Source organism: Kushneria sp. EE4 (assembly GCF_977968315.1).
In genome coordinates, this window is the sequence record NZ_OZ386212.1 from 2,724,143 (window position 1) to 2,739,453 (window position 15,311).

At 62.2% G+C, this 15,311-nt stretch carries 16 protein-coding genes; 10 read left to right on the forward strand and 6 right to left on the reverse strand.

Annotated features, from left to right (window positions below; translation table 11 throughout):
* The first annotated feature begins 77 nt into the window (after positions 1-77).
* The 8 genes from argH to ACXMYO_RS12400 all read left to right on the forward strand — a co-directional run bounded on the left by argH (position 78) and on the right by ACXMYO_RS12400 (position 6,934).
* Positions 78-1,505 carry an argininosuccinate lyase gene (gene argH, locus ACXMYO_RS12365; protein ID WP_438765055.1) on the forward strand — a complete coding sequence of 476 codons (1,428 nt, stop codon included), beginning with the start codon at positions 78-80 and terminating at the stop codon, positions 1,503-1,505.
* A complete protein-coding gene (gene lptM / locus ACXMYO_RS12370; protein ID WP_457808940.1) occupies positions 1,502-1,879 on the forward strand; it encodes an LPS translocon maturation chaperone LptM in 378 nt (125 codons plus the stop codon). Before argH ends, lptM begins: the two co-directional genes overlap by 4 nt.
* The gene (gene lysA, locus ACXMYO_RS12375; RefSeq protein ID WP_457808941.1) at positions 1,876-3,162 is read left to right on the forward strand and encodes a diaminopimelate decarboxylase; all 1,287 of its coding nucleotides are present in this window, start codon (positions 1,876-1,878) and stop codon (positions 3,160-3,162) included. Before lptM ends, lysA begins: the two co-directional genes overlap by 4 nt.
* Positions 3,159-3,989 carry a diaminopimelate epimerase gene (dapF, locus tag ACXMYO_RS12380; RefSeq protein ID WP_457808942.1) on the forward strand — a complete coding sequence of 277 codons (831 nt, stop codon included), beginning with the start codon at positions 3,159-3,161 and terminating at the stop codon, positions 3,987-3,989. The genes lysA and dapF overlap by 4 nt, the downstream gene beginning before the upstream one ends.
* 35 nt (positions 3,990-4,024) lie before the next feature.
* Complete coding sequence (locus ACXMYO_RS12385; protein ID WP_457808943.1) at positions 4,025-4,723, forward strand: DUF484 family protein; 699 nt, start codon at positions 4,025-4,027, stop codon at positions 4,721-4,723.
* Positions 4,720-5,685, forward strand: coding sequence for a tyrosine recombinase XerC (locus ACXMYO_RS12390; RefSeq protein ID WP_457808944.1), 966 nt, complete (start codon positions 4,720-4,722; stop codon positions 5,683-5,685). The genes ACXMYO_RS12385 and ACXMYO_RS12390 overlap by 4 nt, the downstream gene beginning before the upstream one ends.
* Positions 5,682-6,407, forward strand: coding sequence for an HAD-IA family hydrolase (locus ACXMYO_RS12395; RefSeq protein ID WP_438765065.1), 726 nt, complete (start codon positions 5,682-5,684; stop codon positions 6,405-6,407). The genes ACXMYO_RS12390 and ACXMYO_RS12395 overlap by 4 nt, the downstream gene beginning before the upstream one ends.
* A 182-nt stretch (positions 6,408-6,589) precedes the next feature.
* On the forward strand, positions 6,590-6,934 hold the full coding sequence (locus ACXMYO_RS12400; protein ID WP_438765067.1) for a hypothetical protein: 345 nt from the start codon (positions 6,590-6,592) through the stop codon (positions 6,932-6,934).
* 21 nt (positions 6,935-6,955) lie between these two features.
* On the opposite strand, the gene yihA is transcribed toward ACXMYO_RS12400, so the two are convergent.
* Positions 6,956-7,591 carry a ribosome biogenesis GTP-binding protein YihA/YsxC gene (gene yihA, locus ACXMYO_RS12405; RefSeq protein ID WP_457808945.1) on the reverse strand — a complete coding sequence of 212 codons (636 nt, stop codon included), beginning with the start codon at positions 7,589-7,591 and terminating at the stop codon, positions 6,956-6,958.
* 221 nt (positions 7,592-7,812) lie between these two features.
* Between yihA and ACXMYO_RS12410 the strand changes: the two genes are divergently transcribed.
* Both ACXMYO_RS12410 and ACXMYO_RS12415 read left to right on the forward strand, forming a co-directional pair.
* Positions 7,813-8,463, forward strand: coding sequence for a DsbA family protein (locus tag ACXMYO_RS12410; protein ID WP_438765071.1), 651 nt, complete (start codon positions 7,813-7,815; stop codon positions 8,461-8,463).
* Positions 8,464-8,541: 78 nt separating this feature from the next.
* Positions 8,542-9,366, forward strand: coding sequence for an endonuclease/exonuclease/phosphatase family protein (locus tag ACXMYO_RS12415; RefSeq protein ID WP_438765073.1), 825 nt, complete (start codon positions 8,542-8,544; stop codon positions 9,364-9,366).
* Between the two features lie 89 nt (positions 9,367-9,455).
* On the opposite strand, the gene nuoN is transcribed toward ACXMYO_RS12415, so the two are convergent.
* From nuoN to nuoJ, 5 genes are all read right to left on the reverse strand, one after another.
* Complete coding sequence (gene nuoN, locus ACXMYO_RS12420; RefSeq protein WP_438765075.1) at positions 9,456-10,904, reverse strand: NADH-quinone oxidoreductase subunit NuoN; 1,449 nt, start codon at positions 10,902-10,904, stop codon at positions 9,456-9,458.
* A 6-nt stretch (positions 10,905-10,910) separates the two neighbouring features.
* Entirely contained in the window at positions 10,911-12,434 is a 1,524-nt protein-coding gene (nuoM, locus tag ACXMYO_RS12425) for an NADH-quinone oxidoreductase subunit M (RefSeq protein ID WP_457808946.1), read from the reverse strand.
* Between the two features lie 130 nt (positions 12,435-12,564).
* Complete coding sequence (nuoL, locus tag ACXMYO_RS12430) at positions 12,565-14,418, reverse strand: NADH-quinone oxidoreductase subunit L (RefSeq protein ID WP_457808947.1); 1,854 nt, start codon at positions 14,416-14,418, stop codon at positions 12,565-12,567.
* The gene (gene nuoK, locus ACXMYO_RS12435; RefSeq protein WP_438765081.1) at positions 14,415-14,723 is read right to left on the reverse strand and encodes an NADH-quinone oxidoreductase subunit NuoK; all 309 of its coding nucleotides are present in this window, start codon (positions 14,721-14,723) and stop codon (positions 14,415-14,417) included. The genes nuoL and nuoK overlap by 4 nt, the downstream gene beginning before the upstream one ends.
* Positions 14,720-15,286: an NADH-quinone oxidoreductase subunit J gene (gene nuoJ, locus ACXMYO_RS12440; RefSeq protein ID WP_438765083.1), complete on the reverse strand. Its 567-nt coding sequence runs from the start codon at positions 15,284-15,286 to the stop codon at positions 14,720-14,722. The genes nuoK and nuoJ overlap by 4 nt, the downstream gene beginning before the upstream one ends.
* Positions 15,287-15,311 lie beyond the last annotated feature (25 nt).

Here is a 15,311-nt window from a genome sequence, read left to right on the forward strand (position 1 = left end):
TTACACTGACGCGCCCATGGGGGCGGCGCCTTGCCTGCCTCCCGGTCCCGACCCTTTCGATGCAGGATCGCCAGCAGATGACGCAAACCACCAATCAATCCTGGGGCGGTCGCTTCAGCGAGCCGACCGACGCCTTCGTAGCGGCCTTTACCGCCTCCATCGGCTTCGACCAGCGCCTTTATCATCACGACATCCGGGGCTCCATCGCCCATGCCACCATGCTGGCACGTGTGGAGGTGCTGACCGAGGACGAGCGTGACGCCATCGTCGACGGTCTCGAACAGATCGAGGCTGAAATCGAGCGTGGCGAGATCGAATGGTCCGTGGCGCTTGAAGACATTCACATGAATATCGAGGCGCGCCTGACCGAGCGCATCGGTACGGTCGGCAAAAAGCTCCACACCGGGCGCTCGCGCAATGATCAGATCGCCACCGATATTCGCCTGTACCTGCGTGATGGCATCGACGCCGTTTCTAGCGAGCTTTCGCGCCTGCGACAGGGGCTGATCGAGCTGGCTGACGCCGAGGCCGACACCATCATGCCGGGCTTCACCCATCTGCAGAGCGCCCAGCCCGTGACCTTCGGTCATCACCTGCTGGCCTGGCAGGAGATGATCGCCCGCGATCAGGAGCGTCTGCTGGATGCGCGCAAACGGGTCAACATCATGCCGCTGGGTGCGGCGGCACTGGCCGGCACGACCTATCCGATCGACCGTCACGTCACCGCCGAGCTGCTGGGCTTTGACCGTCCGGCCGAGAACTCGCTGGACGCCGTCAGCGATCGCGACTTCGCCATCGAATTCACGGCGTTTGCAAGCCTCTTGATGATGCACCTGTCGCGCATGAGCGAAGAGCTGGTGCTCTGGACCAGCGCGCAGTTTGATTTCATCGACCTGCCCGATCGCTTCTGCACCGGCTCCTCGATCATGCCGCAGAAGAAAAACCCGGATGTGCCCGAGCTGGTACGCGGCAAGACCGGGCGCGTCTATGGCCACATGATGAGCCTTTTGACCCTGATGAAGTCCCAGCCGCTGGCCTATAACAAGGACAATCAGGAAGACAAGGAGCCGCTGTTTGACACCCTCGACACCGTGCTCGGCTCCCTGCGCGCCTTTGGTGACATGATCCCGGCAGTACGCGCCAAAAGCGACAACATGCATGCCGCCGCCAGACGCGGTTTCGCCACCGCCACCGATCTCGCCGATTACCTGGTGCGTCAGGGTGTGGCCTTTCGCGACGCCCACGAGATCGTCGGCAAGGCGGTCGCCTTCGGCATCGAAGAAGGCCGTGACCTCTCCGAGATGACGCTTGAGGAGCTCCAGCGCTTTTCGGACCACATCCACGGCGACATCTTTGAGGTGCTGACCCTGGAAGGCTCGGTGGCCGCGCGCAACCACATCGGCGGCACCGCCCCCGATCAGGTTCGCGCCGCCGCCCAGCGCGCCCGCGAGGCGCTGGCCGCCCTGCCGAAACACGCCCACAATTTCGAGGATCATGCGCAATGACCCGCCTGATGACTGCCATGATGGCCGCGCTGGTACTGGCCGGCTGTGGCCAGACCGGACCGCTGTACATGCCCGACAACGAAGCCGCCCGCGAACGCTACGACCCGCAGGGCGACTATCAGCCAGACGAGGCGCAGCCAAACGACGCGCAACAAAACGACAGCCGTCAAAGCGACGCCGCCGAACGCACCTCGCAGTCGACCAGTGACGGTGTCAGCACCGGCGGTGCCGGCAGCGAGAGCCGTGATGGTGCCGTGAGTGTGCCCGAGGGCGACAGCCGTCCCGCGACCACCACGGGAGGCCAGGTCGGCGGTGCCGCCTCGACCGGCGCGCCGGCAGCGACGCCTACCGGCGCCGGTCAGGGGGGCACATGAGCACGCATTTTGTCTGGCACGATGACCAGCTTCACGTCGAGCAGTTGACCCTTGCAAGTGTCGCCGAGCGCTTCGGCACGCCCTGCTATGTCTATTCAAACGCGGCCTTTCGCCAGCATTTTCTGGACTACGCGCGACCGCTCGAGGGCACGCCGCACCTGATCTGCTACGCCCTCAAGACCAATTCAAATCTGGCCGTGCTCAACGTGCTGGCGCGGCTGGGCGCGGGTTTTGACATCGTCTCCGCCGGTGAGCTCGAACGGGTGCTGGCCGCCGGCGGCGACCCGGGCCGGGTGGTCTTTTCCGGCGTGGGCAAGCGCATTGATGAGATGGCGCGGGCGCTGGAAGTAGGCATCAAGTGCTTCAACGTGGAATCCGAAGCCGAGCTTGAACGTCTCAACGAGGTGGCCGAAAGCCGCGGTCAGGTGGCGGCGATTTCCATTCGGGTCAATCCGGATGTCGATGCCCGCACCCACCCCTATATCTCTACCGGGCTCAAGGACAACAAGTTCGGCATTGCCATTGCCGATGCCGAGCGCGTCTATCAGCGCGCCGCCGAGCTGGCCCACGTCCACCCGGTCGGCATCGACTGTCATATCGGCTCGCAGCTCACCGAACTCTCGCCCTTTCTGGACGCCCTTGATCGTCTGCTGGCGCTTTATGACCGGCTGAATGATCAGGGTATCCACATCGATCATCTGGATCTGGGCGGCGGTCTGGGCGTGGATTACGCCGGTGAGACACCGCCGCCGGTGGCGGACTACATCGCCGCCCTGCGCCAGCGCATCGGCAGCCGAGAGGTCGAGCTCATTTTCGAACCCGGCCGCTCGATCGCCGCCAACGCCGGCGTTTTGCTGACCCGGGTCGAGTATTTAAAACCCGGTGAGGCGAAAAACTTCGCCATAGTCGATGCCGCCATGAACGATCTGATCCGGCCCACGCTCTATCAGGCCTGGCAGAACATTACCTGCGTGGACCGGCGCGAAACGCGGGAGACGAAATGCTGGGATATCGTCGGGCCGGTGTGTGAGTCCGGTGACTACCTGGGCAAGGACCGCGAGCTGGCCATCGCCCCGGGGGATCTTCTGGCCGTGCACTCGGCCGGCGCCTATGGCTTCGTAATGGCCTCGAACTACAACACCCGGGCGCGGCCGCCGGAGGTGATGGTGGTCGGCGATCAGGCACATCTGGTGCGCGAGCGTGAGCCCTTGAGTTCGCTCTGGGCCGGGGAAGCGCTGCTGCCGGAGGCGGCCATCGCCCCGCAGGGAAACCACACCTCATGATGCTGCATTTCACCAAGATGCAGGGTCTGGGCAATGACTTCATGGTGGTCGATCTGGTCACCCAGCGCGCCCGCCTTGACAGCGAGCGCATTCGCGCCCTGGCCGATCGTCGCTTTGGTATCGGCTTTGACCAGCTGTTGCTGGTCGAGCCGCCGTCGCGCCCGGACAGGGACTTTCGCTACCGCATCTTCAATGCCGACGGCAGCGAAGTCGAAAACTGCGGCAACGGCGCTCGCTGCTTTGCCCGCTTCGTACTCGATCAGAAACTCACCGCGCGGCGCGAGATCGCCGTGCAGACCGCCGGCGGCGATCTGGTATTGAGAGTGGCCGACGACGGCCGGGTGCGTGTCGACATGGGCGCGCCCCGTTTTGCCCCGGTCGATATCCCGCTGAGTGCCGAGACCCAGGGCCATGACTACGCGCTGGACGTCGACGGGGAGACGGTGCATCTGGACGCTCTGTCGATGGGCAATCCGCATGCCGTCATCGATGTCGACAGCGTCGATCACGCCCCCGTGACCACGCTTGGCCCGCGGATCGAGGCGCATCCGCGCTTCCCGAAACGCGTCAACGTGGGCTTTATGGAGATCGTGTCGCGTCAGAGCGTGCGCCTGCGAGTGTTCGAGCGTGGCGTGGGCGAGACGCTGGCCTGTGGCACCGGGGCGTGTGCCGCCGTGGTCAGCGGCATCCGTCGCGGCCTGCTGGACCCGCACGTGGCGGTGACCCTGCCCGGCGGCACCCTGAGTATCGAATGGCCGGGCCCGGGGCAGTCGGTCATCATGACCGGCCCGGCCGAGCGCGTCTTTGATGGCCGCGTTGTTGTTTAGCCCAGTGTTGTATGGCAAAGCCTGCGGGAGATGACATGACCCATGACCACGACGCATCGTCGCCCCCTCGTTGCGAAACGCTCGAGGCCGATCAGGTCAGCGACTGGCTTTCACGCCATCCCGACTTTTTTGAAGGCCGTGAAGCGCTTCTGGCCTCGCTGCAGCTCTCCCACCCCCAGACCGGCGGCGCCGTGTCGCTGGTCGAGCGTCTGATCGCGACCCTGCGCGCGCGCACCGAGCAGGCCGAAGGACAGCGTCAGGCGCTTTTGAACGCCGCGCGGCAGTTTGATCAGCAGGCCGGCGCCATGCGCGGTCTCACCCTATCGCTTTTGCAGGCCGAAAGCCCTGATGCGCTGGCACAGACCCTGACCGCCGAGCTGAGCGAGCGCTTTGGCGTGGCCCATCTGGCGCTGTGGCGACAGCTCTCAAGCGGCGAATGGGCGCAGCCGCCCACCCACGCCCTCGATGACGACACCGATCAGTGGATCGCTGACCAGCGTTCCACCGCCAGCGGCTGTCTGACGCTGGACGCTGCCACCGCGGCGCGCCTGCTGCCCGGCACCACGCTCTCGGGCGGCCGCGGCGCCGTAACCCGGCTGGCACTGGGCGAGCGCCATGGCTATCTGGTGCTGGCTCATCCGGAGGAGACCGCCCTGCCGTGGATCATGGAGGCCGAAAACATGAGCTATCTGGGCGATGTCGTGGCCCGGCTGCTGCTGCGAACACCGTCATGAGTGCCCTGCAGCCGCTGGTCGATACCTTCATCGAGCGCCTGCGTCAGCGGCACAGCCCCGCCACGGTCGATGCCTATCGCCGCGATCTGACGGCACTGATGGCGTTCATGGACCGCGAGGAGATCGCCTTCTGGGCGGCGCTCGACATTCATCATCTGCGCCGTTTTCTGGGCCGCGAGCGCACTCGCGGTCTGGGGGCACGCAGCCTGGCCCGGCGTCAGGCAGCCATCCGCCGTTTCTGCGATCTGCTGATTGAACAGGGCCTGATGGGACACAATCCGGCCCGGCTGCTGGATACGCCGAAAATGCCGCGCCATCTGCCGCGCCCGGTCGATGTCGATGTGCTCGGGCAGTTTCTCGACACGCCGCACGACGACTCGCCGCTGGCGCGACGCGATCAGGCCATACTGGAGCTGTGCTACTCCAGCGGCCTGCGTCTGGCCGAACTGGCCGGCATCGATCTCATGGATATCGACACCCACCGTGCCCGGGTGCGCGGCAAGGGTGACAAGCCGCGCCAGGTCCCCATCGGGCGCCGCGCGGCCACGGCGCTGGCGGCCTGGCTGAATGTGCGGGGCATGCTTGCCGGCCCGCACGAGCCGGCGCTGTTTGTCGGCATGCGCGGCCAGCGTCTGGGCCATCGCGCCATTCAGCTGCGCATGGCGCACCTGGGGCGCGAGCGCGGCCTGCCCGAGCATCTGCACCCTCACCGCCTGCGCCACAGCTTTGCAAGCCACCTGCTGGAATCCAGCCAGGATCTGCGCGCCGTCCAGGAGCTTCTGGGCCACGCGCATCTTTCTACGACCCAGGTCTACACGCGACTGGACTGGCAGCATCTGGCCGACACCTTCGATCGCGCCCATCCGCGAGCGCACCGACGGCCAGGTCGTTCCCATGACACTTCTTCTTCCCGCGACGCTTCAGGCAGCGGGACCCCGGACAATCAGGACACGCCCTCATGATCAAGGCCATCACATTCGATCTCGACGACACCTTCTGGGACAACGGCCCGGTGATGGCCGCGGTTGAGCCCGGCCACTATCAATGGCTCGATGAGCAGATCGGCCATGCCGCGCACTTCCCGCTGGAGGAGTATCAGCGTCGGCGCATGGCGCTGGCACAGGACAATCCGCTGCATCGGGGCGATTTTACCTGGCTGCGCCGTAAAACCCTGACCGACATGCTGCTCGAGTTCGGCCTGGCCGACAACGAGGCACGCCGCTGGGCCGATGACACCATCGAGCACATGCTGACGCTGCGCCACGATGTCGCCATCTTCGAAGAGGTGCCGGCCATGCTGGAGAGACTGCGCGCCCGGGGCATTCGTCTGGGCGCGATTACCAATGGCAACGTGGATCTGGAGCGACTGGTCATCGCCGAGCACTTCGACGTGATCATCAAGGCGGGGGTGGCGCTGGCGCCCAAGCCCGACGCGCGTTGTTTCCTGTCGGCCATGGCGCGTCTTGGGGCGCAGTCACCGCTTGAGGCGGTTCACGTGGGGGATTCATGGGCCGAGGACGCGCTGCCGGCACAGCGCCTTGGCATGCATGTGGCCTGGATCGATGCCAAAAATACCGGCCTGCCCGAGCAAACGCCCCGCGGCATTCACCGGCTGAGCCATATTCGCGAACTCGAGGCACTGCTGGCTGACATCGAATCATCAACCAGTGATCAGCCAGCGTGACCATCAAAGGGCTGAAAAATTCAGTTACCTTTTAAAACACTCGACTATTATTAGGACATGAAATAATAAGCACGCTTTTATAGCGCTTCACGGGGCATCACGACATGCCCCGATCGATAATAATGACTGCCTGACGTGGGTGTTCATCCTTTTTTCATCGACCCTGATAGGCTCTTCGGATCATGCGTCCTCTCGATATTCTCAGCATCACGCTGGTGCTTTGTGCCATGGCACTGGTGATTGCCCTGCCCATGTCGGCCAATCAGACGGCACTGTCGAGTGACGCAGGCCTGAACAGGGGGGCAATCCTGCACTACCCGGGCCAGCAGAAACAGGCCGCCGCCCTTTTGCGCTTCGATGACGATCAGGGGCAGTCACGGCCTACGCTGTTTGATCCGGACCGGACGGGAAGCGACACGCTGCCGATGCAGACGATGCCGGTGCCCGGCATCGTCACCGAACCGGCAACCCCCGCTCCTTCAATGGGCATGCGCTATCCCACCGGCCGCCAGATCTACAGCTTTTAAACAATTCGGACCGTTGCAGGGTCAGGCCTGATCCTGCGATGGCTTTTCGGGTGTGAGCCACTGGCACAGACGCTCGTTGAGCTCTTCCACCCCCTTTCGGTCGTGAGACGAGAAAAGCTGCACGCTGACCAGATCCTCCCACTCCTTGAGCTGATGGCGCACTTTCGACAGCACGCCCATGGCCGCGCCGCGCTTGAGCTTGTCGGCCTTGGTCAGCAGGATGTGCAAAGGCATGTCGTTGTCATCGGCCCAGCCCATCATCATCTGGTCAAACTCGGTCAGGGGATGGCGCACATCCATGACCAGCACCGTCCCCTGCAGGGAGCGACGCTCGCGCAGATACTGCGCCAGATGCTGCTGCCATTCACGACGCACGGCCTCCGGCACCTTGGCATAGCCATAGCCTGGCAGGTCGACCAGCCGATACTGCGGCTCGCCCAGGGTGAAGAAATTGATCAGCTGCGTACGCCCGGGCGTTCTCGAGGTACGCGCCAGCGACTTCTGATTGGTCAGCGTATTGATGGCACTGGATTTACCGGCATTGGAGCGCCCGGCAAAGGCCACTTCAAGCCCGGTATCCGCCGGACAGTCGGCCAGCTTCGGGGCGCTGGTCAAAAACGTGGCCGACGGAAAATGATGACGCATGACATCCGACATGGGGGGATTTCCAACGATGAGACAATGGGCAACGATGAGATAATGAGGCGAGTGTAACACCCTGCATCGATGCCCCGCTCGTCAGTCGTGGTCGCTTCTGCCAGGATGGCAGGGAACCGTTCGCCCGTCGGGTGTTCAAAGTAACGATGAATAACAGGCTGATAACAACAGCGCTCAGGCACCATTGACACCATATTTGCTGTTCAGGGAGTAACACTGTGATGTTGAAGCATTTTCCGGGCGCACGCTGGCTGATGGCCGCCGTCGCCGTTTGCGGTCTTTCAGGCATGGCCATGGCGGCCGAACCGGTCGCCGGTCAGGACTACGAGGTTCTCGACAAGCCGGTATCAAGCGATCTACCCGAGGGCCAGATCGGTGTGACCGAAGTGTTCTGGTATGGCTGCCCGCACTGCTACGAACTTGAAGAGCCGCTGGAGTCCTGGGTCGATACCCTGCCCGATGACGTCACCTTCGAGCGTCTGCCGGCCACCATGGGCAAGGTGTGGATGCGCCATGCCACGGCCTACTACGCCGCACAGGAACTGGGCATCTTTGACACGCAGTTTCATCGCGACTTCTTTGACGCCATCCAGAAGGACGGTCATCGCATGACCGATGACGACGAGATCGCCGAGTTCTTCACCAACTATGGTGTCAGCAAGGACGAGGCCCTCAAGGCGCTCAGCTCCTTTGGCGTCAAAAGTCAGCTCAATCAGGCCAATGCCCGCATGAAGGCCTACAAGCTGATGGGGGTCCCGGCACTGATCGTCAACGGTCAATACGTCATCACCCCACGCTCTGCCAACGGTCTGGACAACATGCCGAAAATCGCTGAAGCCCTGATCGAGAAAACGCGCCAAGAACAGGAATAAGGCACTCGCTGATTCATTGTGCCGGCGGCCCGATACCGACCGTATCGGGCCTTCCTGCCTTGCCAACCGGGATATTGAATGCAGGACGATAGCCAGAGCGAACGCATTACCTCTCTCAAACTGCTGACCTTCAACATGCAGGTCGGCATCCATACGCACGCTTATCATCACTATGTGACACGCAGCTGGCAGCACTTTCTGCCCCATCGCGGCCGGGCCACCCGCCTTGATGCGATGTGCGACACCTTCCGCGAGTTTGATCTGGTGGGCCTTCAGGAAGTCGACGGCGGCAGCTTTCGCTCGAGCAACATCAACCACGTAGAGTATCTGGCAGCGCAAGCCGGCTTTCCTTACGCCTCGCAGCAGCTCAACCGCGATTTCGGCCGGTTCGCCAAGCACAGCAACGGCCTGCTCAGTCGCCTGGCGATCAGCCATACCGATAACCACCGCCTGCCCGGGCCCAAGGGGCGCGGCGCCATGCACATTCGTTTCGGCGAAGGCCCCGAAGCGCTGCATCTTTTCGTGCTTCATCTGGCGCTGGGCACACGCACCCAGAATCTCCAGCTCGACTACATCAGCGAGCTGGTCGCCCCGCTCAGAAACGTTATCATCATGGGCGATCTGAACTGCACCCATGACAAGCTCAGGTCACATCCGCGCTTTTCCCGTGCGCTGTCTCTTGATCAGGGTCGTGGCATCCCCAGCTACCCTGCCTGGCAGCCCACTCGCGCGCTGGATCACATCGTGGTGACCCCCTCGCTCAAAATGAACCATCTGCGCGCGCTGCCACCGCTTTTTTCCGACCATCTGCCGCTGGCCGTGGAAGTGACCCTGCCGCTGCCGTGCGCGCGCAGTATTTCCATTGCCGGACTCGGCGGTACCACACCGCACAGCGTGCGCTAGCACCCAACAGCGTTTGTGTGTGGCAGCCACACGAAAAAGCGCCCCATCCGCAGGGATGGGGCGCTTTTTTATGGTCCGGCCTTCAGGGCTCAGCCCAGGGTGGCACCACTGACCAGCATGATCATCGGCTGCGGATAAACCCCCAGTACCAGCACGGCCAGTGCCAGCAAAATGACCATGATACCGCCGGCACGCTGTCCCCAGTCGCTGGAGGCGTCGTACTGCTCCTCCTCGGTCGGGTGCAGATAGAGCATGACCATAACGCGCAGATAGTAGTAGAGGCTGAGAGCACTGCCGATGATGACACCGGCTACCAGCCACCAGAGCTGTGCTTCCACGCCGGTTGCCAGCACGTAGAACTTGCCGATAAAACCTGCCGTCATTGGAATGCCGGCCAGCGAGAGCATCATCACCGTCATGACTGCCGCCAGATAGGGGCGACGCCAGAACAGCCCCCGATAGAACTTCAAGGAGGCCACATCGCTGCCCTGCCAGGGGCTCGACACCAGCGCGATCACACCAAAGGTGGCAAGCGTGGTCGCCACATAGGTGATCAGATAGATGCCGGTGGTCAGAAGCGCCAGATCGTCGCTGGCCACCACCACGGTCAGCAAATAACCCAGATGGCCGATGGAGGAGTAGCCCATCAACCGCTTGATGTTGTCCTGACGCAGCGCCATCAGGTTGCCGACCAGCATCGACAAAAAGGCGATGAAGGCAACGGTCGTGTGCAGGCTGGCGATATCGGTCACCGGCGCGCTTAAAAACAGACGCATCAGCAGGGCAAAGACCGCAATCTTGCTGACCGTGGCCAGAAAGGCCGTCACCGGGGCCGGCGCGCCTTCATAGACATCGGCGGTCCACAGATGAAACGGCACCAGCGACAGCTTGAAGGCCATGGCGATTACCATCATGCCGATGCCCATCAACAGCCAGCTGGCATGCCCGCCACCCTCGGTCAGACGCGCGCCCAGATCGGCGAAGGCCAGCGAGCCCGACTCGGCATACAAAAGCGCCATGCCAAAGAGCAAAAAGGTCGAGGCCGCCGCGGACAGCACCATGTACTTGATGCCCGATTCCAGCGACAGCCGGGTACGGTAGGCGTAGGCCGCCATGCCGTAAAGCGGCACGCTCAGAAGCTCAAGGCCGAAAAACAGCGACAGCAGATGATCGCTTGCCACCATGGTCAGCGCGCCCAGCACCGAGCAGCCCAGCAGCATGTAAAACTCTTCCTTCTGGTCGTCGAACCCTTCCAGATAGGCATGCGCAAGCGTTGTCGAGGCCAGCCCCGCAATCAGGATCAACGCCATGTAAAGCACGGCATAGTTATCGACCAGAAGCAGCGGCGACACGCGAATCGGTGTGACCGTCAGCACCGCCAGCAGGGAGAACAGTGCCGCGTTGAGACCGATCGTGGTCAGCGTGGCCGTCACCACATGATGGCGACGCCAGGCGATGCCCAGCATGACAACGATGACCGTGATGCACACGATCAGAAGCGGTAACAGGGCGATCAGATGTGACAGGGTCAGATTCATGTCGGCTCAGCCCGCAAACGAAGGTGAAACAGCAAACCAGTGACGCACTTCATGCATCGCGCCCTGCGAAATATCGAGCACTACCTGAGGGTAAAGCCCCAGCGCAATGGTCAGCACCAGCGTGCTCAGCAGCATGGCGTACTCACGACCATCCAGACGCGCGATGGTGCTCTTTTCGCGCGGCGGCCCCCAGTAGACCCGATGCATTAAAATCAGCGAGTAGATGGCCGACAGCACAAGCCCTGCACTGGCGATCACGACCACCCAGGGCACCACATCAAAGGCGCCGAACAAAATCAGGAACTCGCCGATAAAGTTGCCGGTGCCCGGCATGCCCAGCGAGGCCATGACAAAGACCAGTGCAAAGCCCGGCAGCGCCCCGAGACGGCCAAACAGCCCGCCCATCTGGCGCATGTCACGAGTGTGCAAACGCTCGTAGAGCTGGCCGCTGATCATGAAAAGCCCGGCCGCCGAGAAGGCGTGCGCCACCATCTGCAGGATGACCCCCTGCAGCGCCAGCAGCGTGCCGGAGTAGATGCCGATCAGGACAAAGCCCATGTGCGAGATACTGGAACAGGCGATCAGCCGCTTGATATCGGTCTGGGCAAAGGCCAGTACGCCACCGTAAAAGATACCGACCAGCCCCAGCGTCATCGCAATCGGCGCAAAGGCCTGTGAGGTTTCCGGAAACAGCGGCAGCGCAAAGCGCAAAAGCCCGTAGGCGGCGGTCTTGAGCAGGATGCCGGCCAGATCCACGCTGCCCGCGGTCGGCGCCTGAGCGTGGGCATCCGGCAGCCAGCCGTGCAACGGCACCACCGGCAGTTTGACGGCAAAGGCAATGAAAAACCCGAGCATCAGCACCCACGACATGACCCCGGTGATCGGCGTTTCGCGCAGGATGGAGTAGTCAAAGGAGAACACGCCGGTCTGGGTATAGTGCATGAACACCAGCCCCAGAATGGACACCAGCATCAAAAGCCCCGAGGCCTGGGTATAGATAAAGAACTTGATGGCCGCCGACACCGGTGACTTGCCTTCCGATTCATGCCCCCAAAGGGCGATCAGGAAGTACATCGGCACCAGCATCATTTCCCAGAAAAAGAAGAACAGGAACAGGTCGATGGCCAGAAACACCCCGACCACGCCGCCGATGACCCACATCAGGTTGAGGTGGAAAAAGCCGACGCGCCGATCGATCTCCTTCCATGAGCAGACCACCGCCATGATGCCCAGAATGCCGGTCAGGGCGATCATGATCAGCGACAGGCCATCGAGTGCCAGATGGAACGTAATGCCAAAGGCAGGAATCCAGGGCAGCTGGAACTGGCTCTGCCAGTCGGGCGTATTGCCCACAACCTGCGACAGGCTGTAGTCGCCGCTCACCCACAGGACAATCGCCAGTACCAGCAGCAACACCATGGAGAGCAGCGCAATCCAGCGCGGCATGGCCGTGTTGGGTCTGATCAGCTCGAACTGCCAGCACAGCAGCCCCCCGATAAAGGGTATGAGTAGTAGCCAGGGCAACATCATGGCGTGAGCGCATCCTTGATCGTTATTGTGGGCACGGTGGGCACAAACAGCCGGGCAGTCCCGTCACCGGCAGCGTATCGCTTTAAGGCAACTGCCCTGAATTGAAACGACCTGATCATGTCCCCTCCCTTCACAGCAGCAGCAAAAGCAACAGCGTGGCGATGGCGCCACCTGTCATGACAGCGGCATACCAGCGCAGCCGCCCACTCTGGGTATCGGACAAGAGCCCGTTGAGCATCAGCGCCAGTCCCGGCCAGAGGTTCATCAGGCTATTGACCCAGTCAAGCCGATGCAGACGCGCAATGAACAAAAACGGTCTGACCACAATCCGGTTATAGAGCCAGTCAAAGGCAAAGGCACTATTGAAAAAGCGCCACAGCCGATTGCCTTCCTTCGTCTGCGCCAGCGAGGTCACCAGTCGACGGCGACCAAGGAACAGGCCTGCGGCGATGCCTACGCCTACGACCGCCACGACAGCGGCCAGCACCTCGAGCATCAGCTGCACATTGTGGCCGTACTGACCGTCGGGCCCGGCCGGCAGCACGTTTTCCAGCGGCGGATGAATCATCGCCCCGACAAAGGTGGACAGCACCGCCAGCACGATCAGCGGCACGTGATGCGCCAGTCCACGACCGGCATGCGGATGAATCTGTTCGCGCCCGTGGAACACGATAAAGATCATGCGGAAGGTATAGACCGACGTCAGGAAGGCCCCGAACAGCGCCCCGAGCCACAGCCAGGTATGGCCGTGATCAAAGGCAAGCCACAGGATCTCGTCCTTGGAGTAGAACCCGGCCGAGATCAGCGGCATTGCCGACAGCGCCGCGCCCCCGATCAAAAAGCAGGCATAGGGCAGCTTGAGCGTTTTGCGAAGGCCGCCCATTTTGAAGATGTTCTGCTCGTGGTGGCAGGCAATGATGACCGACCCCGAGGTAAGAAACAGCAGCGCCTTGAAAAAGGCGTGCGTCATCAGATGAAATATTGCCACATCCCAGGCCTGCACCCCGAGTGCCAGAAACATGTAGCCGATCTGGCTCATGGTGGAATAGGCCAGCACGCGCTTGATATCGGTCTGCGCCAGTGCGGCAAACCCGGCGACCAGCAGCGTCAGCATGCCGATCAGGCCGACCAGGCCAAGCGTCATGGGCGCCAGCTCAAAGATCACGTGCGTCCGGGCGATCAGATAGACCCCGGCGGTGACCATGGTGGCCGCGTGAATCAGGGCCGACACCGGCGTGGGACCGGCCATCGCATCGGCAAGCCAGGTCTGCAGCGGCAGCTGGGCCGACTTGCCGACCGCCCCGCCCAGCAGCATCAGCGCGGCCAGCTCTGCCATCAGATCACCGCGCCCCCAGGCCTCGGGCGCCAGACGCAACAGCTCCTGGATGTTGAGCGTGCCGAACTGGGCAAACAGCAAAAACATGCCGATGGCCAGAAACACATCGCCGATACGAGTGACGATGAAGGCCTTGAAGGCGCACCAGGCGTTGTCTTCGCTCTCATAGTAGTAACCGATCAGCAGATAGCTGCACAGACCGACGCCCTCCCAGCCCAGGTAGAGCAAAAAGAGGTTATCGCCCAGTACCAGCAGCAGCATGCTGAACACGAACAGATTCATGTAGGCGAAAAAGCGTGCAAAGCCCGGACCGCCTTCAAGGTCCTCGCGCATGTACCAGGCCGCGAACAGATGAATCAGAAAACCAACGCCGGTAATGATGCTGATCATGGTCAGCGACAGGCCATCGAGATAGAGCGAAAAGCCTACCTGAAAGTCTTCTACCGCCACCCACTGCCACAGCGTCTGGGTCACGCCGTTATCGGCACCGCCGTAAAAGGCCACGTTGAGCCAGACCATGACCAGCGCCGCCAGGCCAATCGAGCCCACGCCCACCAGCCCGGCAACGCGGGTCGGCAGGCGCGGATTGAATGCCAGGACAAGCGCGCCCAGCAGCGGAAACAGGGGAGTCAGGAACAGTATATTCATCCTTTCATCTCGCTGGCTGCGTCAATATCGAGCGTTTTGAAACGGCGCTGCAGCTGGATCAGAAAGCCCAGTCCGATACTGGCCTCGGCCGCTGCCAGCGTAATGATCGCGATGAACATAACCTGACCGTCCGGCTGCCCCCAGTGCATGCCGGCAACGATAAAGGCAAGCCCGGCCGCGTTCATCATGATTTCAAGACTCATCAGGATAAACAGCAGGTTGCGTCGTACCAGAAGCCCCGAAAGCCCCAGCACAAAGAGGATGGCGGCCAGCGCCATGCCATGTTCCAGTGGTATGCCGCTCATGCCTGCCCTCCCTCATCGTTGCCTGCCGGCGCGCGCTGCACGCTTTCATTCATGTCGCGCTCAAGCTGTGGGTCATCGTTGCGTCCGATATGTGACGCCGCAATCAGCGCTGCCAGCAACAGCATGGCCGCAAGCTCTACTGCCAGCAGATAAGGCCCGAACAGCTGAGTGCCGACTTCCTTGGCGCTGAGCTCCTCACCGGAGATCGTGCCGATCCCGCCGCCGTGCCAGAAGGAGAACACCAGAATCACCAGCAAAAGCGCCGCCATGATCGATGGGCCAATCCAGATACGCGGTGCCAGCCAGCTGCGCTCCTGATGCGCCGTCTGACTGCCCAGATTGAGCATCATGACCACAAAAACAAACAGCACCATGATGGCACCGGCATAGACGATCACCTCGAGTGCGGCCGCAAAGGGCGCCCCGAGACTGTAGAACACGACGGCGACCGCCATGAGCGAGATGATCAGATACAGCAGCGCATGCACGGCATTGGTGTGCGTGATGACGCGAAAGGTGGCGACAATGGCGACCAGTGCGGCCAGATAAAAAGCGATTTCCACGGCAAACTCCCCGATGCTGCCTGCG

Coding starts and splice junctions, on each gene's coding strand:
- argH (WP_438765055.1), top strand. CDS start 78: ATGACGCAAACCACCAATCAATCCTGGGGCGGTCGCTTCAGCGAGCCG.
- lptM (WP_457808940.1), top strand. CDS start 1,502: ATGACCCGCCTGATGACTGCCATGATGGCCGCGCTGGTACTGGCCGGC.
- lysA (WP_457808941.1), top strand. CDS start 1,876: ATGAGCACGCATTTTGTCTGGCACGATGACCAGCTTCACGTCGAGCAG.
- dapF (WP_457808942.1), top strand. CDS start 3,159: ATGATGCTGCATTTCACCAAGATGCAGGGTCTGGGCAATGACTTCATG.
- ACXMYO_RS12385 (WP_457808943.1), top strand. CDS start 4,025: ATGACCCATGACCACGACGCATCGTCGCCCCCTCGTTGCGAAACGCTC.
- ACXMYO_RS12390 (WP_457808944.1), top strand. CDS start 4,720: ATGAGTGCCCTGCAGCCGCTGGTCGATACCTTCATCGAGCGCCTGCGT.
- ACXMYO_RS12395 (WP_438765065.1), top strand. CDS start 5,682: ATGATCAAGGCCATCACATTCGATCTCGACGACACCTTCTGGGACAAC.
- ACXMYO_RS12400 (WP_438765067.1), top strand. CDS start 6,590: ATGCGTCCTCTCGATATTCTCAGCATCACGCTGGTGCTTTGTGCCATG.
- yihA (WP_457808945.1), bottom strand. CDS start 7,591: ATGTCGGATGTCATGCGTCATCATTTTCCGTCGGCCACGTTTTTGACC.
- ACXMYO_RS12410 (WP_438765071.1), top strand. CDS start 7,813: ATGTTGAAGCATTTTCCGGGCGCACGCTGGCTGATGGCCGCCGTCGCC.
- ACXMYO_RS12415 (WP_438765073.1), top strand. CDS start 8,542: ATGCAGGACGATAGCCAGAGCGAACGCATTACCTCTCTCAAACTGCTG.
- nuoN (WP_438765075.1), bottom strand. CDS start 10,904: ATGAATCTGACCCTGTCACATCTGATCGCCCTGTTACCGCTTCTGATC.
- nuoM (WP_457808946.1), bottom strand. CDS start 12,434: ATGATGTTGCCCTGGCTACTACTCATACCCTTTATCGGGGGGCTGCTG.
- nuoL (WP_457808947.1), bottom strand. CDS start 14,418: ATGAATATACTGTTCCTGACTCCCCTGTTTCCGCTGCTGGGCGCGCTT.
- nuoK (WP_438765081.1), bottom strand. CDS start 14,723: ATGAGCGGCATACCACTGGAACATGGCATGGCGCTGGCCGCCATCCTC.